This is a genomic window from Streptacidiphilus sp. P02-A3a (genome assembly GCF_014084105.1).
Classification (GTDB): domain Bacteria; phylum Actinomycetota; class Actinomycetes; order Streptomycetales; family Streptomycetaceae; genus Streptacidiphilus.
Window position 1 is genome coordinate 4,546,167 of sequence record NZ_CP048289.1, and the last position, 26,234, is coordinate 4,572,400.

The following is a 26,234-nucleotide window of genomic DNA, read 5'->3' on the forward strand; positions in this document are numbered from 1 at the left end:
CCGTCCGCGGTGCGGGTTCAGGTGGCTTCGCACGCACAGACGGAGGCGGCAGGCTCGGACGGGATGCTGCTGGGCTTCGCCCGGGCCGACGGCGGCAGCGGGTCCGGCCGAGTACAGGTCGTGATCGACTACGCGGCCTTGGCCAAGGCCTACGGAGGCGGTTTCGGCTCCCGGCTGGAACTGGTGCAGGTTCCCGCGTGTGCGCTGACCACCCCGCAGGCGGCGGCCTGCCGTACCCGCACGCCGCTTGCCTTCACCAACCGTGCCGCGGCGGACCAGTTGGTCGCCACCCTCTCCCTGACCGGAACCACCGGCGCCACCACCAATGCAGCCGATGGGGCCGCGCGTCCGGCGGCGGCCGCACCGATGACGGCGACTGAGGTCATCTCCGGGACGTCGGGTTCGCAGGGTAACTATGCAGCAACGTCGCTGAATCCGTCAGGGACGTGGCAGGCATCGGGGACGGGCGCCTTCACCTACTCGTACCCCATCGACGTGCCGACGGCCGTAGGCGGAGTGGCGCCGTCGGTGGCGTTCTCCTATGACTCGCAGGCAGTGGACGGGGAGACCAGCGCCCGTAATTCACAGGCGAGTTGGATCGGTGACGGATGGGACTACGATCCGGGGTTCATCGAGCGCTCCTACCGGTCGTGCGGGAGCCTGCTGGACTCCTCGGGCAATCGGTTGCTGAAGGGCTCAGGCGACGAGTGCTGGGCTGGGGACAACGCCACGATGTCCTTCGGGTCCCATTCGGGCACACTGGTCCCGATGGCCAAGCCGACGTTGTCGCCATCCAACCTGGTCCAGCAGTGGGCGCTCCAGGGCGACGACGGCACGATCGTGCAGGAGCTCAGCGGAGCCGCCAACGGCCTGTACCAGGGGATCTACTACCGTGTGCTGAGCACGGACGGCAGCGCGGCGTATTTTGGTGCGGACCACGCGCCAACCGGCGCCGGCCCCTCCGCGTCGTTGCAGTCCGCGGACACCTCCACCAACTCCGCGTGGGGTGTGCCGGTCCTGCATCCGGTCTCGGGTGATCCGTGCTACTCGTCCTCCACCGGCACCGGTTCGAAGTGCTCGTCGAACGAGGGCTGGCGCTGGAACCTGGACTTCACCGTCTCCCCGACCGGATTCGTGCAGCGCTATGACTACTCCACCGAGACGAACTACTACGACCTGGGTGGTGGCCAGGTCGCAGTCGCCAATGGTTCGGGGACGCTGACCCCGTACACCCGCGGTGGCACGCTCACCTCGATCTCCTACGGGTACACCCTCGCTGATGAGCAGGCAGGGCGCCTTCCGGCGGCGCAGGTGGTGTTCACCTCCAAGCAGCGCTGCGAGATATCGAGTTCGTTCGACTGCACTCAGGCGATCAGCACGTCGAACGCGACCAACTGGCCTGACGTGCCCTACGACCTCAACTGCCCCTCCTCGGATTCCACGACGCTGCCACCGGGTTCCACCTCGGTTCCCGCGAACGTATGCATTACATCTTCGCCGAGCTTCTGGAGTAGCACTCGCCTGGACTCGGTCACCACGAAGGTCAATGTCGCCGGCCAGGGGCTGACGACGGTGGACTCCTACCAGTTGGGGCAGGTGTACTCGGACGCCGGCGGCAGCGTGGACCCGGTGACCGGAACCACCGTCGACCCGACCGACGCGGGCGAACTGCAGGCCGTGCTGTGGCTGCAGACGATCACGCACACCGGGTCGGCCACCGACGCGGGCGGTAGCAGCCCGGTGACGGTGAACCCGATCACGTTCATCGGCAACGACACCGACAACCGGGTCACCGGCTCCGACCCGGGTGACCCACCCCTGTACCGGCCCAGGATCTCGCAGATCATCACCGAGACCGGCGAGGCGATCGCGGTCACCTACTACAACCCCGACTGCTCGGTGACCGCCGGCACGATGCCCACCGCACCGGACACTGACACGATGTCGTGCTACCAGGTCTACTGGACACCACCGGGTGCGATAAAGCCGATCGCGGACTGGTTCAACAAGACCCGTGTGCAGACGGTGGCCGTGTCCGACCTGACCGGCGCCTCTTCGGACCAGGCCGGTGTCGTGATGCAGGGAACGACCGTCACCTCGTACGACGGCTCCCCCACACAGACATCCACCTATGCCTACGGGCCTGCAGCATGGCACCGTGACGACTCCGTACAGACAGACGACCAGTACCGGACCTGGGACCAGTTCCGCGGCTATGCCACAGTGACCGTCACCACCGGTAGTGCCCCGGATCCGATCACCCAGACGACCACTACCTACATGCAGGGCATGGACGGTGACTACCTGGCCGATGGAACACGCCGCTCGGTCAAGGTCGTCGACTCCGTCGGTGACCAGGTCACCGACTCCAACTGGCTGGCCGGAACCGTACTGGAGACCGACACCTACACCAAGGCCGGCGGCAGTATCGACGCCAAGACCGTCAACGGGCCGTTTGCCAACGCGGTAACGCAGAGCGTGGCACAGAGCGCCTGGACGGACTGGAACACCACCGACGACACGGGCACCGCACCGACGCTCTCGACGCTGCCGAACCTGATCTCCTACCGGCCGACCTCCACCGAGTCGCGTGCGTATTCGCTCCTGGCAAGCGGCTCTTGGCGTGAGAACGAGAGCATCACTGGTTACGACAGCCAGGGACGCCCCTCCACAGCGGACTCGATCGCGGACGTGGGCGGCTCCGCACCCCAGGAGACGTGCTCGACGACCAGCTACGCAACGCCACCGACCAGCAACCCGATGATGCTGACCTATAAGGACCAGGTCATCAATGTCACTGGTGCCTGCGCCGGGTCGTCTCCCACCCTGCTGTCGGCGGCGCGAACGTACTACGGAGGCGACGGAACCCTGACCAGCCTGGGTACCTTCGGCCAGTTGGATGCTGCCGGTACTGGCGAGGCTACCGGAACCCTGACCGCCACCGCGTCCAGCGCCGGTACCGTGACGGCGTGGCAGACCACTGCCACGATGACCTACGACGGGGCCGGGCGCGTCACCCAGACACTGGACACCAACGGCAGGCCCACGGGGACCTCCTACACCCCGGCGTGGAGCAGCGCCGGTGGGAACACCGACCCCACCACGGTGGTGTCAACCAACTCGCAGGGCTGGACCACGACGTCGAAGCTGGATCCGCTGCGCGGATTGGTCACGGAGAACATCGACGCGAACAACCGGTACACGGACATCACCTACGACGCGCTCGGACGGCGCACCGCGGTATGGCTTCCCGGCCGCGTCGCGGTGGGCTCCAGCCCGGAAGCGGCCTATCCGGCCTACCCGGACGAGAAGTTCGCGTATGCGGTCGACCCGGGCGCGCAGACCACCATCACCCCCAACGAGCCACTCAGCGGTGCCCCCAGTTCGGTGACGACGCAGACCCTGAACGAGAACGACAGCTACGGCACGTCGGTCACCTTCTACGACGGGATGATGCAGGAGCGTCAGACGCAGAGCGACACGGCGGCCGATGACACCACAGGCCGGGTCCTGACGGACACGTTCTACGACAGCCACGGCTGGCCCGTGCGTACCTACTCCTCCTACTGGGACTCCACGACGGCTCCCTCGACCACGATGGCCGAGCCGGACAACGAGAACCAGATCCCCTCGGAGACGGTCACCACCTACGACGGGCAGGGCCGGTCCTTCCGCAGCACGCTGTACTCCAAGAGCACGGCGCAGTGGAGCAGTTCCACCAGCTACCCAGGTGCCGACGAGACCGTGAGCACCCCACCGGCAGGCGGCTCCACCACCCAGACATTCACCAACGCACTCGGGCAGACGACCAGCACCGTGGTGGAGAACACCAACGCTCAGGTGACGCTGACCGGCGGCCAGATCATCGCCTCGGGAACCTCGCTCTCCTCCGACAGCGTCAGGCTGTCGATGCTGGCCAGCGGTGACCTGGTGCTCTCCTCACTGGCTTCGGGAAGCACCCTGTGGCACAGCAGCACCTCCAGCACGGGCGCCTACGCCAAGTTCGGCACCGACGGGAACCTGTACGTCTACAGCGCGTCGGGAACGCAGCTGTGGAGCACAGGCCTGGCGGCCACTACCGGGTCCACGCTGAAGCTGCAGAACGACGCGAACCTGGTCGACTACACCAGTGCCGGCACCGCCGCCTGGGCCAGTAACACCTACCAGAAGGCCTCCCAGGCCAACGCGACGACCAGTTACACCTACACCCCGGCCGGTCAGGTCTCCACGGTCAAGGACAGCGCCGGGAACACCTGGTCCTACCAGTACAACCTGCTCGGTGAGACGACCTCGCAGAGCGACCCCAACGTGGGCACCACGACGTTCAACTCCTACGACGACCTCGGGAATCTGCTGGAGTCGACCGACGCGCGCGGTGACAAACTCGGCTACGCCTACGACTGGGACAACCGGCCGACAGCCGAGTACAACCTGACCGCCTCAGGTTCGAGTGAGTCCGCCAACTACGAGCTGGCGTCGTGGAGCTACGACACCCTGGCCAAGGGCTACCCGACGTCGACAGCCAGTTACGTGGGTGGAGCGGGCAGCACCGGGTCCACCTACAGCGAGGCTGTCACCGGCTACAACGCGGCCTACCAGCAGCTCGGCAGCAGCCTGACGATCCCCGCCGCCGACGGCTTCGCCGCGGCCGGACAGAGCACTGCGCCCACCAGCGGCTCCGTCACCTACACCAACACCAACACCTACAGCCCCAACACCGGTGAACTGGAAGAGGTCCACTACGACGCCGACGGCGGTCTGCCGGACGAAGCCGTCACCTATGGCGACTACCTCGGCGGGATGTTGGAGTCCACCGGCTCCACCCTGACCTACGCCAACGGCACCCACGGCAGCGCCGCCTACCTCGACGTCGCCGACTACACGGCCCTGGGCCAGGAGAGCCGCTCCACCTACGGTGTCGGCGGCAAGCAACTGGTCACCGACGCGACTTGGGACGCGGTCACCGGGCGCGAGTTGACATCGGACACCAACACCCAGACCAGCACAACCAACGCGATAGACGGGTACGCCTACCGCTACGACACCGTCGGCGATCTCACCGGCGTGTCCGACACCCAGTCCAGCGGTGGCTCCATCACCGGCACCGACACCCAGTGTTTCACCTACGACTCGATGCAGCGTCTGACCCAGGCCTGGAGCGACACCCAGGGTCTGACCACGCTGTCCAGCTCCCTGGGGGGAGGGGTCGGGGGGTGCGCGAGCAGCGCTCCGGAGACCACCACCGTCGGCACCACCACGGTCGGCGGTCCCGCCGCGTACTGGCAGTCCTACAGCTATGACCTGCTGGGGGATCGCACGAGCCTGGTCGACCACGACACCAGCGGCAACGCGGTGAACGACACCACCCAGAACATCGCCTACCCCGGCAGTAACGGCACCACCAGTGCCAGTGATCCGAACCAGGCCACCAGCGTCACCACCAGCAATCCCAACCCCAGCCTGGCCGGAACCACCACGGTCACTCCTGGCTACACCGACCCCACCAGCGGTGCCGACAACGGGAACACCACCAAGCGCACCGTCACCGCCACCGGGAACGTGCTGTCCGGGGTGACCACCACCAGCGGCGGGAAGCTGTGCCTGGCTGACCCCGGAGCCTCCACCACCCCCGGCACCGGGGTGATTCTTTGGGGCTGCGAAGCCGGCGGGCAGGACGTCACCATCGGCAGCGACGGCACCGTCAGGATCCAGGGCCTGTGCCTGGACACCACCGGTGCCAACGACGCCACCGTGGTCCTGAACACCTGCACCAGCGGCACCGCGAGCCAGCAGTGGAAGGCAACCGCCACCACCCTGGTCAACACCAGCTCCGGCCGCTGCCTGGCCGACCCCAGCGGCAACCAGTCGCCCGGCGGCGCCAAGCAGATCGTCTGGACCTGCGGCAGCGGCGGCCAGACCTACACGGTCCCCACCGACAACACCGCCATCCCCGCCGGCCAGACCCAGACCACCACCTACGACGCCGAGGGCCGCACCAGCACCGTCACCACCGGAACCGGAACAACGACCGCCACCAGCAGTTACCTCTACGACGCCAGCGGCAGCCTCCTGGAGCAGACCAGCAGCACCGGATCCACCCCCACCACCCGGATCCTCTACCTCTTCGGCGGGGCCGAACAGATCACCCTCAACGTCCCCAACAAGTCCTGGACCGCCCTGCGCAACTACAACGGCCCCGACGGCACCACCATCACCCGCACCAGCGCCGGCACCGTCGCCTACCAAGTCGCCAACGGCCAGGGCACCGCCGAAACCACCATCGACGCCAGCTCCCTCGCGGTCACCCGCCGCTACTACGACCCTTACGGCAACCCCCGCGGCACCCAGCCCACCACCTGGATCAGCACCGACGAGAACCGCGGCTTCCTCAACCAGCCAAGCGACCCCAACACCGGCCTTGACCTCCTCGGCGCCCGCAACTACGACCCCACCGAGGGCCGCTTCACCAGCCCCGACCCCATCTTCGAAGCCGGCGAGCCCAACCAGATGGGCGGCTACACCTACGCCGCCGACAACCCCAGCACCGGCAGCGACCCCACCGGGCTCATGTGCACTGCAGGTGTCGACAGCCCTGAGTGCAGTTCCTTGGGCATCGCACCCCGTCCGGAAACCCCTTCGGCACCGCCCCCCACGAACAACTCCAGCGGCAGCACTAGTGCGTCCAGTAGCTGTGATTCCGCTTGCCAGAATGGCGAATTGGCGGACTGGGAATATCAGACTGGCTGCGATCTTTCGCCGGGGGCATGCGCCGAGATGTGGCGCGAATCTCAAGTTGTGTCATCTAATCCCGAAGAGACATACCCGTTGGATCTCGTTGCTTCTGTTTCTGAGGCAGCAGAGTTGACTGCGGGCAAGATCCAAGAACTCAACTCCCTACTCTGTGATATCCCCTCCGGAGTGGTGTTGGCGGTCTGCATGGCCGAAGAGGCGCTTCAGAAGTCGTCCGGTAGCATAGGTGGGTTCTTCACTTCGTTCCTGAAAGAAATAGGCGATAGTCTCACCGCTGGAAAATCGGTAAATCCGACTACGGCGGCGAAAAGAACCGGTGGGGGCGGCAAATCGGCGAGTGGCGGTTCGTCGTGCCTGGCCTGTGGCGAGTGTAGTTTCTCTCCCACGACGCCTGTCCTGCTCGCCAACGGCAAGACTAAGCCAATTGCCAAATTGAAGGACGGCGACGAGGTCGAATCGGCCGACCCAAATACCGGGAAGGAAGAGGGCGGTCGGATGGTCCAGCATGTCTGGATCAATCATGATACCGATCTCCTCGACGTTATCGTCTCCACTGGCCATGGCCACACCGCCACTATTCACACCACGGCAAACCATCCGTTCTGGGATGACACCACCCACACCTGGGTCGCCGCTGGCAGCCTCAAACCGGGTCACGAACTCAACAGCACCGGTGCTCACCACTCCATCGTCGTCGCAACCCATGCGACCCCGGGGGCGGCGAACCGCTGGAACCTGACAGTTCAGCAACTTCACACGTACTATGTTGTGGCAGGCGGCACGCCGATCTTGGTGCATAACACCGACGGCGAAGGTTGCAAGGTCGACCTCGGTAATGGCACGTACCTCCACCCCGACGGATCCATTCGAGATGCAAACGGCCATTACGCCGGTACAACCGGCGTCCAGCCGGGCGCCAATAATGAGGAGACCGTATGGGATCACCTTCAAACTGAAGGTGTCACGGTGGTGCGCCAGGAGACGAGTGTCCGGGTTCCTGGATTCAAGCTTCGGAAGTTCGATGGTCTGGCCAACATAGACGGCCTTTGGTATGGAATCGAAACAAAGGGCGCATCTGCCGGTCGCAATCCTGATCAGAAGCTTTTTGATGGCTGGCTCAATACGCCAGGTAATACCGCCGTTACTCTAAATGGCCAGTATGAACTCCATGGCGTCTTTGACGCGTGGGTGCCGTAGGATCGGCCCCCAGCTGAGTGACCGTAGACACGAACGGGCCAGGCTGGAGGCCTGGCCCGCTCGTGCTCTATGCTGGCCTACCCTTGGTGCCTGATGTTCGATGGGAGTCGTCTGGTGAGCTTTGATCTCGCGTTCTGGTATTCAGAGGATCCGGTTGACGGTTCGAGTGCCCTTGATACGTACAGGGCGATTCTCAATGAGGAGCCGTCTGCTGCTAACCCCAGCGTGGCCGTTTCCGAGTTCCTGGCAGATCTCGTCAAGGTGTTCCCGGATCTCACTGAGGAGAACGCCGACAGTTCTCCTTGGATGAGTCCGCTCTATTTCAGCGATGCTTTCGTGGTTGCGAGTATTTCGTGGTCTCGGCAGCAAGTGATGGCAACAGCTCTCGCTGCTCTGGCGCGTAAGCACGGCCTCGTTTGCTACGACCCGCAAGCAGAAGCCGTTATTCCCTGATCGGGTGGATCTGCAATGGGCAGCGGCCCCGCCGGAATTTCTTCCGGTGGGGCCGCTGTGTTGTGCTGAGCCAGTGCTTGACGGCAGTAGTTGACGGCAACGTCAGTGGACGGGTTCTGGACGAAGCGGTGGGTCGCTGCCGTCGTCAGGCTCGGTTGCGGTCTCGGTGAGGTTGCCGAGGGCGTGGCCGAGGAGGTCGATGGCCTGGCGCTGGAGGCGGAGGCGAACGTGGGCGTAGACCGTCGCGGTCACGCCGATGTGGGCGTGGCCCAGCAGTTCCTTGATGACGACGAGTTCGACGCCCTGCTCCAGGAGGAGCGTCGCGGTCGAATGCCTTAGGTCGTGGAACCGGATCGGCCGCAGGTGCGCCTCGCGGAGCAGCGCGTTGAAGTGCCGGGTGAGCGTGGCGGGCTCGATCGGATGCCCGTCGGTCCGCGTGAAGACGTACCCGCTGCCGTGCCACTCCGAGCCTGCCCGCTCCCGTTCCCCAGCCTGCCGCGCGCGGTGTGCGCGTAGGGAGGTGACGCAGGAGGCCGGCAGGGCGATGCGTCGCTCGGAGCTGATGGTCTTGGTCGGCAGCCCCGCCAGTCCGCTGCTGGCGGTTCGCTGGAGGGTGCGGCGGATGCTGGCGGTGCCGCTGTCGAGGTCGAGGTCTTCCCAGTGCAGGCCGAGGAGTTCGCCCTTGCGCAGGCCGGTGCGCAGGGCGAGCTCGAACAGGGCGGCGAGACGGTGTCCCTGGACGGCGGAGAGGAACTGTCGGGCTTCGTCGGCGGTGAGGGGGTTGAAGCGGCGGGGGCGGGGTGTGCCGGTTCGGACGTTGCGGGCGACGTTGCGGGGGATCTCTTCCTCGCGGACGGCGTGCTCCAGGGCGGACTTGAGTACGGAGTGGAGGTAGGCGAGCGTGAGCGGGGAGAGCCGCTTGTGGCAGCACCGGCCGAGCGCGCAGCAGCGCGGGCGTCGGCTGGCCTGCGCGCGGGGGTCGCGTCGGGCGTCGGTGCCGCGCGTGCAGCACTGGCAGACGGTCCGTAGCTCGTTGAGCCAGGTGCGGACGTCCTTGGCGGTGAGCTTGGCGAGCTTCTTCCGGCCCAGTCCTGGTATCAGGTACTGGTGGACGACGGCGGTGTAGCGGGTGTGGGTGGTCTCGCGGAGGTGGTGGACGGCGACGTTCTCCAGCCAGTACGTCAGGTAGGCGGCGAGGCTGCCCTGGGCGGTGACGACGGGGACGCCGCGGTTGCTGGCGGAGATCTTCTCCGTCAGTTTCGCCAGCGCCTCTTTGCGGGTGCTGCCGTAGACGTGGACGCGCTTGCGGGTGCCGCCGGAGGCGAGGACGTAGCCGGCGGCTTCCCAGCGGCCGTCCTTTCGCTGGTAGACGGTGCCGTCCCCGTTGGCGCGGACACGGCGGGAGGCGGAAGAGGCGTGGCTGGGTGTGGTCATTAGGCGGCTTCCTGTTCGAGTCGGGTGTTGATGAGGTGGTCGAGCGCGTGTGCGGGGATTCGGCGGGCGCGGCCGAGGGTGATGGAGGCGAGTTGGCGGGTGCGGATGAGGTCGTAGACGGCGGTGCGGCTGATCTTGAGTCGGGCCATGACCTCGGGCACGGTGAGGAGTTCAGCGCTGGCGATCACTTCGTGACCCCCGTCCGGTCAGTGCGGGTAGACCGGCGGCGCGGGTGACCGGCGTCTTGGCTGAGACGGTCCGGTCGGCGTCCGTCCGGTCGGGTGGGCCGCTTGGCGTCCAGGAGGTTGGCGAGGTGGGTGAGTTCGGGTAGGAGGCCGGTGCCGGCGTACTGCCAGTGCGAGATGACCAGGGTCGTGTCCGTGCTGCCGCGCTGATCGACCGCGTTGCGGTGACCCGCGCATTGACCTGCTGGGTGACCGGCGTTCAGGTCAGCGTGGTCACCGCTCCGGTCAGTGACCGGCGGGCCCGCATGCCCGACCCGTGCGGGATCGGTTGACATCGACGTATCAGCTTCGGATTGGCGGGTTCGCCAGGCGCTCCGCTCCGCTCGCAACTCGGCGAGCGTGGTGGAGTAGTGGCGGGTGCGGGTGGAGAAGTGGCCTCGGAAGCCGAGCATGTGGGCCCACTGCCGCAGGCGGAGGTGGGCGTGCTGGGGTCGGGTGGCGAGGTGCCAGGCGGTGTGGATCATGCGGCGGGCGTGGTCGGTGATGTCGTACTGGGCGAGTTCGGCGAGGAGGCGGACGCGGCGGTCGAGGGTGCCGGTGGTGGTCTCGGCTCCCTTGGTGGCGTACTTGGCGATGTACGCGGCGACGTGCCGGTCGGTGACCGGTGCGTCGCCGGTGAAGTCGGTGCTGCGGATCGGCCGGACGTCGATCTGCCGCCCGAACCGGAACACCAGCCGCCCAGCCCGGCCAGCGTCCTGGGGCCGAGAGGCGTCGCCCCCGGCGGACTGCCGCGACTGGCCTTCGTGCAGGACGCGAGTGCGTTGGGCGGCGGCGCGGACGGCGTGGTCGAGGAGCTCGGTGGTGGCCCAGGCGGGCGGGGTGTTGCCGGGGCCGGTGGGCCCGTCGAGGCGGATGACGGCGTGGAAGTGGACCTGGCCGCGTTTTTGGTACTCGGCGACCTTGGCGTAGGAGAGGGTGGCGTGGTGCCGCAGGGTGCGCTGGGTGAGTCCGGCGGCCTTGGCGATCTCTCGGCGTAGGTGGGTGGTGAAGCGGGCCCACAGGGCTGGGGCGTGGGCGTTCCACAGCACCGCGCCCGCGTAGTCGTAGTGCTGGGGGTTGAGTGGGGTGCCGAGCAGGGGATCGGTGTCGGCATGTCGGGCACCGCAATGGCAGTGGCCGGTGTCGGGCTGGTTATGGACGGGCCCGAAGCCGGGAGCGGTCAGGGTGGCGAACACGCGCGGGTGCGCGGCGACGCTCGTGGGGACGGTCTTGCCGCCGCGCAGTCCGGCGGCGATGAGTTGGTAGGTGTCGTAGCGGTAGACGGTGGAGCAGGCTGGGCAGCGGGTGGCGCGGCGGTTGCCGCAGCGGACCAGCAGCTCACCGGCCGGGAGCTGACGGGCGTCGAGGTGATCGAGGATCAGGCCCGTCGCGGTGTCGACCCGGGTGCGGTGCCCGGTCATACGGATGGGCCGGGCGCAGCCGCCCAGCGAGCCGATCTGTCGGGCCAGGGGTGCGAGGTACCCGGCGGCGGCGAGCTTGGCCAGCCTGGCGGTCAGCCGCGCCCGGCGTTCCAGCGCCGAGTTCCTGTTCGCGGACGTGGCGGGGCTGGTGGTGAGCGCTGGTGCGGCGAACGCCGCGCTGGCGGGAGTGGAGGTGGTCGCGGGGGTGGGGAGTTGGAGCTGCGCGGGCATCGGGACAGACCTCCGGCAGGAGTCGGGAGAAGAGGAAAGGCGATTGAGGGGCGACCCGGGTGATCAGCGCACGTGGGCACGGTGCGCGTGACGGCGGGCGCCGATGGTGGGCCGGGGACGTCTGGCCTGGTCAGCGGTGGTGTTCACCAGCGGTGCGTGAAGGTAGCATCGCTTCAAGCGCGCATTCAAGTGCATCCCTCCTCATCTATTTCGGTGGCCGTGGGGACGCAAGTACTGTGGCCCTGGTCTTCCGTTTTGGATGGGCCGGATTTCAGTGGTAGTGGCGCAGAGAAAGCGGGGCGACCTGCGGTGACGGTGGGGCGGCGGGGACGTAGACCGGCGGGCGGCACGGTGTTGCTGACGTTCGAGGTCATCGCCGATGCCTTGCGGGAGCGGATCCGCTCAGGGGAGCTGAAGCCTGGGGACGCGTTGCCGACGCAGGCCGTTTTGATGGCGGAGTACGGGGCCTCCAGCCTGTCCGTGCAGAAGGCCATGGCCCTGCTGAAGCAGGACGGCTACGCGATCTCCCGCCCCGGCAAGGGCGCCTTCGTCGCCTCCCCCGACACTGACTCAGGTGACGGGGAGGCGGGGAACACGCCCGTCGGCGGGACGGCGGCGCGCGTTGAGGCGCTGGAGCTGGCACTGGCCGAGACGCTTGATCAGCTCACCGCTCTGCGTGCCCGCGTCGAGGCCCTCGAAGCAGGCGGCATCGAGCGAGGTTGCTGACCCGTCGGCCGCTGGACGGCAGGGGCTGGAGCTGCGCGTCCAGATTTTCTCTACGAGGTTCAAGGCGGGTCCGGCCCGCTGGAGGTGGCCCGACGTCGCCGACCGAGCCAGGGCGATGGCAGCAACCAAGGCCCTCGCTGGCGTCGGCGGGGAGTGGTCAGCCGAGGATGTGGGCGGGGCTCGACTGATTCCCGATGGGAGCAAGTTGTGGGGTAAGGACTGCTTACCCCAGGCCCCGTCAAGCCGGAGCAAGTTGTCGCTAGCGACCGTCCTACGGTCGGATCGCGGGCACAGGGTCGGCCAGGGGTCCGACCCTCCGTTCTACCGCCGGACCCGCCGTGAGCGGTGTTCGACGCCGCTCGGCTTGGCAGTGCGGGCCCCCGCCGAACCGCTGAGCCCTGGTACCGAGCGACCAGACCGTGCGCAAGCCCGCCGAGCGCCGAGACGCCCACAAGCAGCAGTCCGAACTCGCCCCCCCACGTGATCGGGACGATCAGGACGCCAGCAGCCCGGCGACTTCGGGAACGTCGCGGAACGCCCGCAGCCGGTCAAGCACGATCCGTGTGCGCTCGGTGGTGCGTTCGCTGCCGCTCTGCCCCAGGGCGAGCATCCGGGCAGCGGTCCCGGCTGCGGCCTCGGGTTCGTTCGCGTCGGCGTAGGCCACGGCCAGCCAGGACAAGTACAGAGCCAACTCCCTCGCGTGACTGGCGTCGTACCGCCCCAGGACGTCCGTCAGCAGCGGCACCGCGCGCAGCGGCCGGTGCAGCTCGGTGTAGACGCGGGCCTCCATGACCTACAGTTCCCCGGCGTCCATCCAATACAGATATGACGGCGACTCGGTACCGGCCGAGTCCTGTCCCAGGGCCTCGCTCGCCTCCCCGAGCGCGGTCATCGCCGATCGGTCCTGACCGGCGCGGGTGTGCGCCCAAGCCACCCGGTCCAAGTGCAGGGCGCGGGCCTTCGCCGGAGCATCGGGACCGGCCTCCTCCACGGCAGCGGAAGCCAGGTCGACGGCATCGCTGGGGCGTCCGGTGTTGCTCCACTGGTAGGCCAGCGAGCCCGCGACGTTGCCCGACAGGACGCCGTCCCCGGCGGCTCGGGCGGCACTGATTCCGAGCCGGTAGATCCGCTCCGCCTCGGCGTGCTCGCCCGCGTCGGAGGCGACCCAACCGGCGATCTGCGCCAACTCGCCAATAGCCCGTAGAAGTTCACGGCCCACCTGCTCGGTGTGGGTGCCCTGGCGGTAGAGCGTGACCGCCGCGCGCAGTTCCCTCAGTGCCGGGGCGATCAGGTCCTTGCCGTAGACCACGTCGTCGGCCAGGCGCAGGCCGTGGACTCGCTGGGTCAGGTCGGCGACCTGCCCGGCTCCGATCCGCCGGCCGGTCCTGACAGCCAGCGGGGCCAGCGGGTCGCCCTCGGGCAGGAAGTCGGCCACCGTCAGCACGCGTGGGGCGGGCTCGGCCGGTGGGACGGCCTTGGCTGCCTCCAGCAGTTCGCGCGGGACCTCCAGCACCAGGGCGAGAAAGGGCAGCCATTCGCGCGGGGACCGGGTGCCGATCTCCCAGCGGGACACGTCGTTGCGCGTTGGCGGAACCCTGCCGGGGGCAGCTTGGGCCAGTGCGTCGGCCAGCCGCTGTTGACTCCAACCACGCGCCAGCCGCAGCCGCCGTACCAGCTCCCCGACCGATTCCCGCGCCACCTGGCCAGCTTGGCAGACAGTCAGGCAGACACGCTGGCTACTCCGAAAGGTTCAGGCCAACGAGACCCTGGATCGATAGAGCCGAACCGAGGAAGGGACAGCAGCATGGCCGAGGAGGCGACACACCTGTTCGACGCGAGCACGGCGGGGCCCGCAGCGGAGGAACTACGCCTGCTGCCATGGGCCACCCCGGACGGGCTCCCCTGCTACCTGAGCACCGACGGCGGGGGCTACCTGGCGTCGCTCGCCGACGGCATCGAAGAGATCCAGCTCACCATGGGGCAGGAACTGCTGGACCACGCCCGGGGCGTCTTGGCCCCCGGAGCGCGGGCGCTGACGGACGTCGAGTACCGGTGGCTGGCCTGTCGGCTGACCGAGGCCCTGTCGGACGCGCTCAGGGTCGCGGACTCACGCGGGCAGCGCATCCCCGACCCGTCGGACACAGCCGAGGCCAACGGCTCTGACCAGCAGGGAGCGCGCTGATGGGCACGACTACTCGCTACCGGTTCCGCGAGTACACCGTCTCCACTGTCCTGGACGCGATGGCGCTGCCGACCGTCGAGGCGGTCTGTGTCACCGGAGAGGAGCAGGACTGTGGGGCCGCCTCCGGCCAGATGCACACCCCCGAGGAACTGACCCGCTGGATCGCCGCGCACTGCGCGCAGACCGGCCACGCGACCTACGAGCGGACCACCCGTGCCACCCTCCGCGCAGAACCCGGAGAGTGGAAGTGAGGCCCCCGAGCGCCAACACCTCACCGAGGGCGGTCGTGCTGACGTCATTGAGGTCAAATGGTCTATACCTCTGACGGCAGTAGTGACGGCAACAACCACGCACGCCAGCGCACAACCACGGACCCCGACAGACCGTCAAAACACCGCTGACATGCGAAGAAGCAGGTAGAGCAGGCCGCCGTGCCACACGTACTATGTGATGGCGGGGACCGTCCCCGTCCTGGTACACAACACCGATAGCGGTTGCGGTACCGGCGATGGCTACCTGTATCGCGGTGTGGCCAATGGGCACCGTGCTTATGACGCCGCCGCTGAAGGTCGGGCGGTTCCTCGTGGTGGACCCTCGGGTATCAGGGCCCATGTGGGTGGAAACCAAACGGATTCCCCCTTCACGTCTTGGACGCATGATATCGAGAGGGCCAATGAAGGCGCCCAATATCTGAACGATGAGCCGACTGGTGAACTTGGCGTTATAATGCGCATCAGGGAAGCGGGCATAGACCCCGAAATCGGGCCATCGAGAAATATCCAAATTCACGGCAGCGAATATGATTATGACGAGGATGAACATCTTATTGTGGGAGAAATTTACGCTGAAGAAGTTAGTTTTGACTCTGGAATGACTTGGCTAAGTATTATAAGGGAATGAGATGCACGATGAAATTCACAGCGCATCTAGGGATGAATTGCTAGCCGCATTTGAGCTTAATTCTGAAGCTAGCGTCCTGGCCAAGCGTGCGCTAATCTCCGGGGCGAACTTTGATCTCTGGATCAAGCCGGTCCTAGCAGTAGAACTTCTGGGAATCACTGGGGCGCGGAAGAGAAACTTGCAGAGGCGTGGCAAGTTGACGGTCGGGTTCCCGGAATGCCTGGCAACTCTCGCTGAAAGGGGTGAGCAGGGTCTCCTGGTCTCCTTTGTTAATGATCGTGAACGGGGGGGTATTACTTTCAGCTCTTCCTTGACCCGGACCCGCTTAAAGTAATCGGATGCATCGGAGTAAGTACTTCCCCTAAGGATGGCTCCGCAACTCGCAACTAGTCGCGCGTAATTGCAAGGCCGAAACGAGAGTGGCTATCCTCCACTGTATGATTCAGGCCTCCGACGGCAGCGGTGACGGTAACAAGCACGGATGTCAGCGCATAACCACGAACTCCGACGGACTGTCATGTCGCGGCTGGCCTGCGAAGAGGTGGACTTTCTATCTCTGTGGGGCTCGCACTTTTGTAGGCCCACTGCTGAGGCCAGTGATGGAATGGGAGCGGGAAGCGTCTGCGGGAGTCTGATCTCGGCTCTGTAATACCCTGGCGAAACGCTGTCGATAGAAAGTGGAGCCCCACCGGAAGTGCTCCGGTGGGGCCGCTGGGGCCTCTGACGGCAGTAGTTGACGGCAACGTCAGCGGACGGGTGCTGCCCAAAGTGGTGGTTCGTCGCCGTCGTCGGGTCGGGTGGCGGTCTCGTTGGAGTTGCGGAGGGCGTTGCCGAGGAGGTTGATGGCGTCGCGTTGGAGGCGGAGTCGGACGTGGGCGTACACCGTCGCGGTCACGCCGATGTGGGCGTGGCCGAGGAGTTCCTTGATGACGACGAGTTCGACGCCCTGTTCCAGGAGGAGAGTGGCCGCCGAGTGCCGGAGGTCGTGGAAGCGGATGCGGCGGAGGGTGGCTCGGCGGAGCAGGGTGTTGAAGTGTCGGGTGAGGGTGGCTCCTTTGATCGGGTTGCCGTCGGGTCGGGTGAAGACGTAGCCGCTCGCCTTCCAGCCCGCCCCCGCCGCCTCGCGGTCCTGACGCTGCCGGTCGCGGTGCTGTTCGAGGGAGCGCAGGCACTCGGTGGGCAGGGCGATGCGCCGTTCCGAGCTCTGGGTCTTGGTGGGCAGGGCGACAAGGCCGCTGGAGTTAGTGCGCTGCAAGGTGCGGCGGATGCTGGCGGATCCGCCGGCCAGGTCGAGGTCCTCCCATCGCAGGCCGAGGAGTTCGCCCTTGCGCAGTCCGGTGCGGAGGGCGAGCTCGAACAGCGCGCTCAGCCGGTGCCCGTTCGTGGCGGCAAGGAACGCACGAGCCTCCTCGGCGGTGAGGGGTTCGAAGCGGAGGGGTCGGGGGGTGCCCATGCGGACGTTGCGGGCCACGTTGCGCGGGATCTCCTCTTCGCGGACGGCGTGCTCCAGGGCGGACTTGAGCATGGAGTGCACGTAGGCCAGGGTCAGCGGGGACAGCCGCTTGTGGCAGCACTTCCCGATGGCGCAGCAGCGGGGGCGGCGGCTGGTCTGGGCTTGGGGGTTGCGGCTGGCGTCGGTGCCGCGTGCGCAGCACTGGCAGACGGTGCGCAGGTCGTTGAGCCAGGAGCGGACGTCCTTGGCGGTGAGTTTGGCGAGCTTCTTCTTGCCCAGGCCGGGGATGAGGTACTGGTTGGCGCAGGCGGGGTAGCGGGTGTGGGTGTTCTCGCGGAGGTAGTGGACGGCGACGTTCTCCAGCCAGTACGTCAGGTAGGCGCCCAGGCTGCCTTGTGCGGAGGGTACGGGGACGCCGCGGTTGCTGGTGGCGATCTTGTCGGTGAACTTGGCCAGGGCCTCTTTGCGGGTGGTGCCGTAGACGCGGATGCGCTTGCGGGTGTCGCCTGCGGCGAGGACGTATCCGGCGGCTTCCCAGCGGCCGTCCTGGCGCTGGTAGATGGTGCCGTCTCCGTTGGCTCGGCTGCGGCGGGAGGCGGGGGTGCCCTGGGGTGTGGTCATCAGGTGGCGTCCTGTTCGAGTCGGGTGCGGATGAAGTCGGTGAGGGCGAGTGCGGGGATGCGGCGGGCGCGGCCGAGGGTGATGGAGCCGAGTTGCCGGGTGCGCAGGAGGTCGTAGACAGCGGAGCGGCCGAGTTGGAGGCGGGCCATGACCTGCGGGACTGTCAGCAGTTCCTCCGGGGCGGGCGCGGTCATGGGCGGTCCCCGCCTTCGTGCTGGAACTGTCGTTGGTGGGCGCGGTCGTGCCGGACGGTGGCGGCGAGGAGTTCCTCGCCGGGGCTGTAACCCGACCCGTGGTAGGCCCAGTGGCCGACGACCAGGGTCGTTGTCGGGTCGAGGTCGGGCAGGTCGGCGCGTGCGCGTGCCTGATCGGTGCGCCAGGTCCGGCGGGCGTCGCGCAGTGCGCCGAGGGTGACCGAGTAGAACCGGGACTTGGTGGAGAAGTGGCCCCGGAAGCCGAGCATGTGCGCCCACTTCCAGAGCTTGAGGTCGGCGAACTCCGGTCGCTGGCCCAGGTCCCAGCAGGTACGGATCATCTGCCGCACGTGTCGTTCCACGGCCAGGCGGGGCAGCGGGCGGGACTGGCCGGTGCCCGAGCAGGCCCGGCACTCCACCGGTACACCGGTCTGTGCGGACACGGCCATCCCGCGCCCGTTGCAGGGGGCGCAGAACAGGGAGCGGTCCAGGGCGCCGGAGTCGTCGGCGGACTTGGTGGCGTACGTGGCGGCGTACGCCGCCACGGCGTGGTCGGTGAGCTTGGCGTCGGTGCCGAAGGCGGCGATGGTGCGGACGTCGACCTGTTCGCCCCAGACGATTTCCGGTCCCCGACGGCGTCTAGTTCACGGCCAGGACCACCGCGGTGGGCGGCGGCCTTGAATAGCCATGGTGAGCACGCTTGTGGTGGCCTCGCGCGGCGGGGGCGTGTTGCTGCCGTCGGGTCCGTCGAGGCGGATCACAGCGTGGAAGTGGACCAGGCCGCGCTTTTGGTACTCGGCGACCTTGGCGAAGGACACGCGCAACGCGGTGCGCATGGCCTTCTGGGTCATGCCGAGCAGGGCCGCCAGCTCGCGGCGCAGGTAGGAGCTGTTCGGGGTTCGGATCATGTGGTTGCGGTGAGGCGCTTCAGCCACATGATCGAGCCTCGGAGGTGGAGTCCAGCCTCGAAGCTTTCCGGGCTCTTGTCGTAGCGAGTCGCCACGCCCCGCCAGGTCTTGAGCTTCTGGACGCAACGTTCGACGGTGTTCCTCTGTTTGTAGAGCTCGGTGTCGTGGCTGACGGGCCGGCCGCCCCTGCTGCCCTTCTTCTTGCGGTTGGCGGCCTGGTCGCGCTTTTCCGGGATGACGGCCTTGATGCCTCGTTTGCGCAGGTAGGACCGGTTGGCCTTAGAGGAGTAGGCCTTGTCGGCGGCGACCGCGTCCGGGCGGGTGCGCGGGCGGCCGACCGGCCCCGGGACCCTGACCTTCTCCAGCACGGTCCGGAACTGCGGGCAGTCTCCCGACTGACCGGGTGTCAGGACGAAGACCAGAGGGAGCCCGGCGGAGTCGACCGCGGCATGGACCTTGCTGCTCAGGCCACCCCGGGACCGGCCGAGTCCGGCGGCCTTCGCTCGGGCTCTGCGACGACGTCGCGTTGCGGCACGATCCGTCCCGCCTGGCCTGCACCGGCCTCATCCGTCTCGGGCTGTGTCGCACCACCCGCCACACCGGCGGCTGACGCGGAAGCGGAGCCCCTTTTTCCTCGGTCAGTGCCTGTTCGAGGGCGTCCAGGGTCTCCCCGGCGACAGCCAGGCCCGCTGAGTCCTGGTGCGCGCGCACGACCGTGGAGTCCACGCTCACCAACTCCAGTCCGACCAGGCCACGCCCGGCCGCCTCGGCGATCAACGCGTCCATCAGCCCCTGGAACACCCCGGCCCTGGCCCAGTGGTTGAACCGGGAGTACACCGTGGACCACGGCCCGTACCGCTCCGGGACATCACGCCAGCCAGCCCCGTTGCGAAAACGCCAGATCACCCCGTTGAACTGGTCCCGCACCCGCCGGGGCAACGGCCCCGTGGCCGCCACCGGCAGCAGAGGCTCGATCAGAGCCCATTCGGCATCCGTCACATCAAAACGCGCCACACCCGAGTTCTACCAGCAACGACCACCACCGAAAGATCCGAACCACAAACAGGCTCTGGCCGCCGACCCGCCCGAGCACCTGGACGACACCGTGCGAAGGCTCTACCGGACCATGACCACCGCACTCGACCGCGAACCGCGGGTCCTCCCGGCGATCTTCGCGGACCTCTTCAGCCGACCGGACGGCCCCGCCGCGCACACCATGCGCGCGTACCTGCCACGCCTGACCGACAGCCTCGCCCACGTCCTGCAACCGCACGTGCGGGCGGGCCGGATCCGACCACTGCCCCTGCCGGTCCTGTTCCAGCTCCTGGCGGGCCCGATGGTCACCCACATCCTGACGCGCCCGGTCCTGGAACCCGTACTCGGCGCCGCCCCGCCATCCCCGGCCGAGGTCAGCGAACTGTTCGCCGAGGCCTACCTGCGGGCGGTCACCCTGCCCGAACACCCCGCCGCCGACCCGGCGTCAACCACGGCCCCGGACCGCCCCATCGTGTGAAATGACCCCATGGGCCCCGACACCGCGTTCCCCCCGGCTCCGAGCAGGCGCGACGTCCTGACCGCCACGGCGGCGGCGCTGGGCGCCGCCACCGTACCCGCCCCGCCGCCCGCCGCCACCCGCCGCCCGCGGCAGCCCCGCGACGACGGCCCCCTACCGACCCTGAGCCTGCTCCTGGCCGCCGACCAGGCCAGCGAGCGGGTCCTGGTACTGGACCCGAACGACCCCAGCTGGCTGGACGGCGACGCGCCCCAACGCCGCTCGGCGCGACAGGCGGCCCTGTGGTCCTGGTCGCCGACCGGCGACAGCAGCCTGGACCACCTCGCCCCCAAGGACACCTGGCGGCTGGTCAGCGAAGCGAAGTACCGCCTCAGCAACGGCCGGCAGTGGCTGCTCACCTGCGCCTCCGCGGGCCTGGCCGCCGTCGTCCCCTACCCCACCGGCCGCGCCTACTGGTCCACCGCCACCAGCGGAAACGTCCACACACTGGAACTCCTGCCGGACGGCAACGTCGCGATCGCGGCCAGCGAGGCCGGATTCGTCCGCCTCTACGCCGCCTCCCAGGGCCCGCGGGCGACCCGCTGCGCCCAGTTCGACCTGCCCGGGGCGCACGGCCTGCAGTGGGACGCCGTCCGTCAGGTGCTGTGGGCGCTGGGGGACCGCCTGCTGGTCGCGTTGGACGTCGGCGGCGCGCCGGACGATCCGCGGCTGACGACCGTCCTGGCGGTGGAGCTGCCCGCCCCCGGCGGCCACGACCTGTCGGTGCGCGCGGACGACGGCGACCGGCTGTGGGTCACCACCGTGGGCCACGTCTACCAGTACTCCGTCACCGGCGCCGACTTCACCGCCTACCTCGGGCAGCAGGACATCGACGGACCGGGGGTCAAGAGCGTCGGCGACGACCCGCTCACCGGCCAGGTCCTGACGGTGGCCCCGGTGACGGACAACCCGTGCCCCTGGTGCACGTCCACCATCGACTTCCACGCGCCCGACGGCCGTCAGCGCGTCGAGGGGGCGAGCCTGTACAAGGCCCGCTGGATGCCCGGCCCGCTCTCCGCCTGGCTGGGCGGCCCGGCCGAAGGACCGTGGGCGGCCCGGGCCCGCTGAGCTCCGCCACCCCTGGCGGGGGAGCCCTCGGTAAAGTAAGGCACTGCCTCATGGTGAAGCACGTACATAAAATTTCGGGAGCGCTGGCCGACGACAGCGACGGCCTGCTGTCGACCCCGGCGTCCGGGCGTCGATGAGCCTGTTCGCGCCCGGCGGCGGTACGCTCCCGCTGGAGGCGGCCGCGGCCGTCCGGTCGGCCGCGCAGGCAGTGGACCGGCTCCGCTCCCACGGGACGCAGGGACGCGGCATGAGCGCGGGGGCACGGGACGTCCTCGTACGGTTGAGCGCCGCCACGCGGTCCGGTCTGGCCACCGGTGAGATCGCCCACGCCGGCGGGGTGAGTTCGCGCAACGTCACCGGAGTGGTCGACACGCTGGAGCGCGACCAGCTTGTGCGGCGGGTCCAGGACCCACACGACCGCCGGTCCGTCCGGGGCCAGATCAACCTGTGCCTGCGTCTGGTCGGGAACCAGCGCCGGATCGAGCAGTACCTGAGCACCGAGCGACCCGACCAACCGCCCCCCTGAGCCCAGGACCGGCCAGCTCGCCGGCCTCGACGCCTTTCTGGGGATCGTCACCGGCGTCGACCTGATCAGCGAGCTCTACGGCGAGGACCCCCAGGCCGACCGGGCCACGGCCGCACCGGCGGCGACCTGACGGCCGCAGCCGTCGGCCGCGTTGCGCTCAGCCGACGCAGCTGACGCCGCCCAGGCTGAACGAGGCGGGTGCCGCGAAGTCGCCGGTCTGGGTGGCCTGGAAACCGAAACTGGCGGAGGCACCCGGGGCGAGGGTCCCGTTGTAGCTGAGGTTGGTGGCGGTGACCTGCCCGGTACTCGGGCTGATGGCCGCGTTCCAGGTGGAGCTGACGGCCTGTCCGCCGCCCAGGGTGAAGACCAGGGACCAGGCGCCGAGGGTGGTGGCGCCGGTGTTGGTCAGGGTGATGTTCTCGGTCATCCCGGTGTTCCAGGCGTCGACCGAGTCGGCCACCTGGCAGCCGCCCGCAGGAGCGCCGGGGGACCCGGAAGCGGAAGGCGGGGCGGAGGCCGACGCGGAGGCGGAGGGGCCGGTGGCGGAGCCGCCCAGGGCGGCGACGACGGCGCCGTACGCGGGCTTGGGCTGGTAGTCGCTGTCGAACATGGTGGCCGCGCCGTAGCCGGGGAAGGTGCCCGGGATCCAGGAGTCGGCGTCGCCGACCCCCCACTGGGAGACCCCGACGCAGCCGCTGACGGCCAGGCAGTCCTGGACCACGGCGGCGTAGTCGTCGGCCTGCTGGGCCAGGTCGGCGCTGGTGGCCGGGAGCGGGATGCGGTCGTCGAGCTCGGTGACGGCGACGTCCACGCCCAGCGCGGTGAAGCGCTCCAGGTTCGCCGCCATCGTCGACGGCACCTGCCCGAGGATGAAGTGGCTCTCGAAACCGACGCCGTCGATCGGCACGCCCTGCGCCTTGAGCGACCGCACCAGGGTGTACATCGCGTCGCTCTTGGCGTTCTCCCCCTCGATGTTGTAGTCGTTCAGGTAGAGCTTGGCGCCGGGGTCCGCGGCGTGGGCGGTCCGCAGGGCGTCGGCGATGTAGCCGCTGCCCATCGCGTTGAAGAAGACGTCCTGCTTGAGGGTGCCGTCGTCGTTGAAGGGCTCGTTGACCACGTCCCAGGAGTAGACCTGGCCCCGGTAGTGGGTGACCTCGGTGGTGATGTGGCCCTCCATCGCGGACTGCACCTGGGCGCTGGGCAGGCTGGACACCCAGGACGGCAGCTGGCTGTCCCACACCAGGTTGTGCCCGCGCACCCGCATGCCGTTCGCCTGGGCGTAGGAGACGATCTGGTCGCCGGGGGCGAAGTCGTAGCTCCCGTCGGAGGGTTCGGTGGTGTCCCACTTCATCTCGTTGCCGGGGGTGACCATGTCGAACTGGGCGGCGGCGACGGCGGTGAGCGCGGGGACGCCCAGGTTGCCCTGGGTCAGCGCGGTGCCGAAGTAGATGCCCTTCGCCTCGGCGAGGGACTTGAGGCCGCCGCCGGTCGCGCCCGCTCGGGCGCTCAGCGCGGTCAGCAGGAGCGCGACTGCCGCGAGTGCGGCGGCCACCGCCAACAGGCGGTGCCGCAGGCGTGCGTGGACTGACACCGTGGTGTCCTTTCCTCGGGCGGACTGGGCGGACTGGGCGGGCGGGCGGAGGTGCGGGCGGGCGTGCGCGTGCGCCCGGGCGACGGACCCGGGCGCACGCGCGAGGGGCCGGTCAGGTGGAGGTGACGGTCACCGTCGGGGCGGTGTTGGTGCCGGTGTACGTGGCGCCGAAGCCGAAGCTGGTGCTGGCACCCGGGGCGATGGCGTTGTTGTAGGTCATGCTGGTGGCGGTGACCGAGGTACCGGTCTGGGTGTAGCCGGCGTTCCACATGTTGCTGATGGTCTGGTTGCCCGGCCAGGTCCAGGTGACCTTCCAGGTCTTGGTGGCGGTGGTGCCGTTGTTGGTGATGGTGACGTTGCCGTTGAAGCCGCTGCCCCAGTCGCTGCTGACGCTGTAGACAGCCGTGCAGCTGCCGCCGGCGGGCGCGGCCGAGGTGGTGACCGACAGCGCGGCGGAGGCCGCCGAGGTGTCGCCCGCCGGGTCCTGGGCGGTGACCGTGTACGAGTAGCCGGTGGCGGGCGTCAGCCCGGTGTCGGTGTACGAGGTGCCGGTGGTCAGGCCGACCTTGGTCGAGCCCCGGTACACGGTGTAGCCCGCCACACTGCTGGCCGAGTCGGTGGACGCGGTCCAGGTGAGGGTCACCGAGGTGCTCGTCACGTTCGAGGCCGCCAGACCGGTCGGCACCGTCGGCGGGGTCGCCGTCGGACCGGTGCCCGCGCCCTCGAACAGCTCGCCGTACACCGCGTAGGCCATGGCGATGTCCGCCTGCGCCCAGAAGCGGTGGTACGTGAAGACGGGCGCGGCCCCGCCGTTCAGGTAGGTCTGCACCTGCGACCAGTTCGGGTCGCTCTTGTACCAGGAGCGGATGGAGGTGAAGGTGGCCCCGGGCACGATCGCGTCGCCGTTCGGCATCTTGCCCGACCAGCCGGTCGGCACGTACACCGTGGCGCCGAACGAGCTGTAGTCGGTGCGGGTCTCCGGAACCGAGATGCCGATGGTGTCCGCGAACGTCGCCATCACGTCGAGCAGGCTCTTCGCCAAGGCTCCTGACGCCGTGTCACCTGACTTGGCCGAGTAGTACATCAGGGTCTTGGCGTACGCCGCCGCGACACCGACGTCGTTGCCGTAGTCGACCACCGAGACGTGCAGCCCGGAGTTGGCCCCCGGGGTGGTCGGGTTCCAGGTGTCCGGCTGGCCGGACCAGCCGAGCGTGGACGGGATCTGGAAGTTCGTCGCGGTGACCGTGGTCTGCGAGACGGCCCAGGCCACCCACTTGTCCAGCAGCGCCTTGGCCCTGGCGTCGCCGGTCACGTAGTAGTACTCCGCGACGCGCTCCATCGACCACGCCTGGAAGCCGAACCAGTTGTTGCTCGGCGGGTCGTGGTAGACCGGCTCCCAGTCGTAGGCCATGCCGTAGAAGGTCGAGGTGCCCGCGGGCGGGGTGGCGTACTGCCCCTCCCAGCTGTTGGTGCAGCCGCCGGCCATGGCGCCCTCGGCCGACTGGAGCCACTGGTAGAACTCCAACTGCCGGGTCAGGCTGCCCGACCAGTCGCTCTGCGCGGTCGGGGACTGCGGGGTCAGCGTGGCCACGGTGGACAGCGCCCAGGCGGCCAGCGGGTTCTGGTACCCCTGGTGCGAGGCGCCGTCGCCGATCCGCCAGGCCCAGCCGCCGCCGGCCTCGGCCCCGCCCCAGGCGTAGTACCACGACAGCAGGTAGTGCTCGGAGCTGCGGCCGGTACCAGCGGCGCAGCTACTGGCGTTGACGCAGTCGCCGATCTGCTTGAAGTACTTGTCGAAGAACGCGTACCGCAGGTAGTCGCCCATCTTGGCGGCCTTCGCCACCGAGGCGGCGATCTGGCCCTCGGCGCCCTGGGCCGAGGCCCAGCGGTAGGCCCAGTACGCGGCCTGCACCGCGCGGGAGTCGGCGTCCGGGGCGTCGGTGTACTTCCACTGCTTCGAGTACGCGCCGCTCTGCGCCACGAACAGGTCCAGGTACCCGTTCGGGCCACCGTAGTTGAACAGGTCGGTGGTGGGCTGCGGGATCGTCAGCCACACCGACTCGGCGGAGCCGCGCTGGTAGCTGTTGATGTACGACGGCCCGCTCGCGCTGGGCCCGGCCTCCGCGCCGGTGCCGGGCGTGTTGCCGTAGCCGTACTTGTTGTCGACGTCCAGCAGCCAGTGCATGCCGTAGACGTCCGCGGTGCCGTAGGTCGACGTCAGCTCGTTGGCCAGCGGGTCCTGGCCCACCGGGACCGAGGTGTTGAGGGCACTGGGGTAGTCGCTGGGGGAGGGCCACTCCGGGGCGTACGTCGCCGGTGAGCTCGGGTTGTACGAGCTGTTGGTCGGCTGGTCGGTGTGCGTGGGGATGATGTAGTGCTCGGCGGTGGTCCACGCGTTGTTGAACGCCGTCCAGTCCCCGGTCACCCGGCCGTAGGTGGCCTCCAGCCACATCCAGAAACTGAACGCCTCCGAGGTCGTCTGGTGCCCGTAGTCCGGGGCCTCGACGATCAGCGTCTCCACGCTGTGGTACGGGATCCCGGCCGCGCTGAAGTAGCCGTTCGCCGGATTCTTGATCTTGTTGTACTGGGTCAGGAACTGCTGGGTGTACGCGTCCGTCGCGGTCGTCGCGCTCGCGGCGCCCGACGCGGCGCCGCCCGCCGCCGCGGCTCTGGCGATGGAGGGCGCGGCGGCCACGGCCATCAGCGCGCCGCTGACCGCGGTGGCGAACCGCCTTCGGGACAGGGACTCGGACATAACGGGACTCCTCCTTCGTGGACCTACGGGATCCGAAGCTGAATGGGA

General features: G+C 68.5%; 18 protein-coding genes and 2 pseudogenes. 9 read left to right on the plus strand and 11 right to left on the minus strand.

The features are described 5' to 3' along the window. Positions 1–21: 21 nt before the first annotated feature. Both GXP74_RS19735 and GXP74_RS19740 read left to right on the plus strand, forming a co-directional pair. Positions 22–7,947: a ricin-type beta-trefoil lectin domain protein gene (locus GXP74_RS19735; protein ID WP_182452772.1), complete on the plus strand. Its 7,926-nt coding sequence runs from the start codon at positions 22–24 to the stop codon at positions 7,945–7,947. A 114-nt stretch (positions 7,948–8,061) separates the two neighbouring features. Then, positions 8,062–8,400 (plus strand): hypothetical protein, encoded by a 339-nt coding sequence (locus GXP74_RS19740; protein ID WP_182452773.1) that lies wholly within the window; start codon positions 8,062–8,064, stop codon positions 8,398–8,400. A 102-nt stretch (positions 8,401–8,502) separates the two neighbouring features. Here GXP74_RS19740 and GXP74_RS19745 read toward each other — a convergent pair whose 3' ends face one another. The 3 genes from GXP74_RS19745 to GXP74_RS19755 are packed head-to-tail and all read right to left on the minus strand — an operon-like array spanning position 8,503 to position 11,710. Beyond that, complete coding sequence (locus tag GXP74_RS19745) at positions 8,503–9,834, minus strand: site-specific integrase (RefSeq protein WP_182452774.1); 1,332 nt, start codon at positions 9,832–9,834, stop codon at positions 8,503–8,505. Then, positions 9,834–10,022, minus strand: coding sequence for a helix-turn-helix domain-containing protein (locus tag GXP74_RS19750; RefSeq protein ID WP_182452775.1), 189 nt, complete (start codon positions 10,020–10,022; stop codon positions 9,834–9,836). Before GXP74_RS19750 ends, GXP74_RS19745 begins: the two co-directional genes overlap by 1 nt. After that, on the minus strand, positions 10,019–11,710 hold the full coding sequence (locus GXP74_RS19755; protein ID WP_182452776.1) for a replication initiator: 1,692 nt from the start codon (positions 11,708–11,710) through the stop codon (positions 10,019–10,021). Before GXP74_RS19755 ends, GXP74_RS19750 begins: the two co-directional genes overlap by 4 nt. A gap of 351 nt (positions 11,711–12,061) precedes the next feature. Between GXP74_RS19755 and GXP74_RS19760 the strand changes: the two genes are divergently transcribed. Beyond that, a complete protein-coding gene (locus GXP74_RS19760) occupies positions 12,062–12,436 on the plus strand; it encodes a winged helix-turn-helix domain-containing protein (RefSeq protein WP_225448052.1) in 375 nt (124 codons plus the stop codon). A 493-nt stretch (positions 12,437–12,929) separates the two neighbouring features. Here the strand turns inward: GXP74_RS19760 and GXP74_RS40500 are convergent, their stop codons facing one another. Both GXP74_RS40500 and GXP74_RS19765 read right to left on the minus strand, forming a co-directional pair. Next, a complete protein-coding gene (locus tag GXP74_RS40500; RefSeq protein ID WP_225448053.1) occupies positions 12,930–13,226 on the minus strand; it encodes a hypothetical protein in 297 nt (98 codons plus the stop codon). A gap of 3 nt (positions 13,227–13,229) precedes the next feature. After that, positions 13,230–14,135 (minus strand): helix-turn-helix domain-containing protein, encoded by a 906-nt coding sequence (locus GXP74_RS19765; RefSeq protein ID WP_225448054.1) that lies wholly within the window; start codon positions 14,133–14,135, stop codon positions 13,230–13,232. Between the two features lie 105 nt (positions 14,136–14,240). Between GXP74_RS19765 and GXP74_RS19770 the strand changes: the two genes are divergently transcribed. From GXP74_RS19770 to GXP74_RS19780, 3 genes are all read left to right on the plus strand, one after another. Beyond that, a complete protein-coding gene (locus tag GXP74_RS19770) occupies positions 14,241–14,618 on the plus strand; it encodes a hypothetical protein (RefSeq protein ID WP_182452778.1) in 378 nt (125 codons plus the stop codon). Then, positions 14,618–14,869: a hypothetical protein gene (locus GXP74_RS19775; protein WP_182452779.1), complete on the plus strand. Its 252-nt coding sequence runs from the start codon at positions 14,618–14,620 to the stop codon at positions 14,867–14,869. The genes GXP74_RS19770 and GXP74_RS19775 overlap by 1 nt, the downstream gene beginning before the upstream one ends. 361 nt (positions 14,870–15,230) lie before the next feature. After that, complete coding sequence (locus tag GXP74_RS19780) at positions 15,231–15,518, plus strand: hypothetical protein (protein ID WP_182452780.1); 288 nt, start codon at positions 15,231–15,233, stop codon at positions 15,516–15,518. Between the two features lie 745 nt (positions 15,519–16,263). Here GXP74_RS19780 and GXP74_RS19785 read toward each other — a convergent pair. The 4 genes and pseudogenes from GXP74_RS19785 to GXP74_RS19805 form a co-directional block, all read right to left on the minus strand. After that, positions 16,264–17,592 carry a site-specific integrase gene (locus tag GXP74_RS19785; protein WP_182452781.1) on the minus strand — a complete coding sequence of 443 codons (1,329 nt, stop codon included), beginning with the start codon at positions 17,590–17,592 and terminating at the stop codon, positions 16,264–16,266. Beyond that, positions 17,592–17,786, minus strand: a complete 195-nt coding sequence (locus tag GXP74_RS19790; protein WP_182452782.1) for a helix-turn-helix domain-containing protein — start codon at positions 17,784–17,786, stop codon at positions 17,592–17,594. Before GXP74_RS19790 ends, GXP74_RS19785 begins: the two co-directional genes overlap by 1 nt. After that, positions 17,783–18,694: pseudogene (locus GXP74_RS40505) on the minus strand (replication initiator). Before GXP74_RS40505 ends, GXP74_RS19790 begins: the two are co-directional and overlap by 4 nt. Beyond that, a pseudogene (locus GXP74_RS19805) lies at positions 18,691–19,708 on the minus strand (IS5 family transposase). Before GXP74_RS19805 ends, GXP74_RS40505 begins: the two co-directional pseudogenes overlap by 4 nt. A 112-nt stretch (positions 19,709–19,820) precedes the next feature. Between GXP74_RS19805 and GXP74_RS19810 the strand changes: the two are divergent. From GXP74_RS19810 to GXP74_RS19820, 3 genes are all read left to right on the plus strand, one after another. Further along, a complete protein-coding gene (locus tag GXP74_RS19810) occupies positions 19,821–20,207 on the plus strand; it encodes a hypothetical protein (RefSeq protein ID WP_182452785.1) in 387 nt (128 codons plus the stop codon). Between the two features lie 9 nt (positions 20,208–20,216). Beyond that, positions 20,217–21,314 (plus strand): DUF6528 family protein, encoded by a 1,098-nt coding sequence (locus GXP74_RS19815; RefSeq protein WP_182452786.1) that lies wholly within the window; start codon positions 20,217–20,219, stop codon positions 21,312–21,314. Positions 21,315–21,447: 133 nt separating this feature from the next. Continuing rightward, entirely contained in the window at positions 21,448–21,840 is a 393-nt protein-coding gene (locus GXP74_RS19820; protein ID WP_182452787.1) for a MarR family transcriptional regulator, read from the plus strand. Between the two features lie 157 nt (positions 21,841–21,997). On the opposite strand, the gene GXP74_RS19825 is transcribed toward GXP74_RS19820, so the two are convergent. Continuing rightward, positions 21,998–23,431, minus strand: a complete 1,434-nt coding sequence (locus GXP74_RS19825) for an endo-1,4-beta-xylanase (RefSeq protein ID WP_182452788.1) — start codon at positions 23,429–23,431, stop codon at positions 21,998–22,000. Positions 23,432–23,543: 112 nt separating this feature from the next. Then, positions 23,544–26,186, minus strand: a complete 2,643-nt coding sequence (locus tag GXP74_RS19830; RefSeq protein WP_182452789.1) for a glycoside hydrolase family 48 protein — start codon at positions 26,184–26,186, stop codon at positions 23,544–23,546. Between the last annotated feature and the right edge of the window lie 48 nt (positions 26,187–26,234).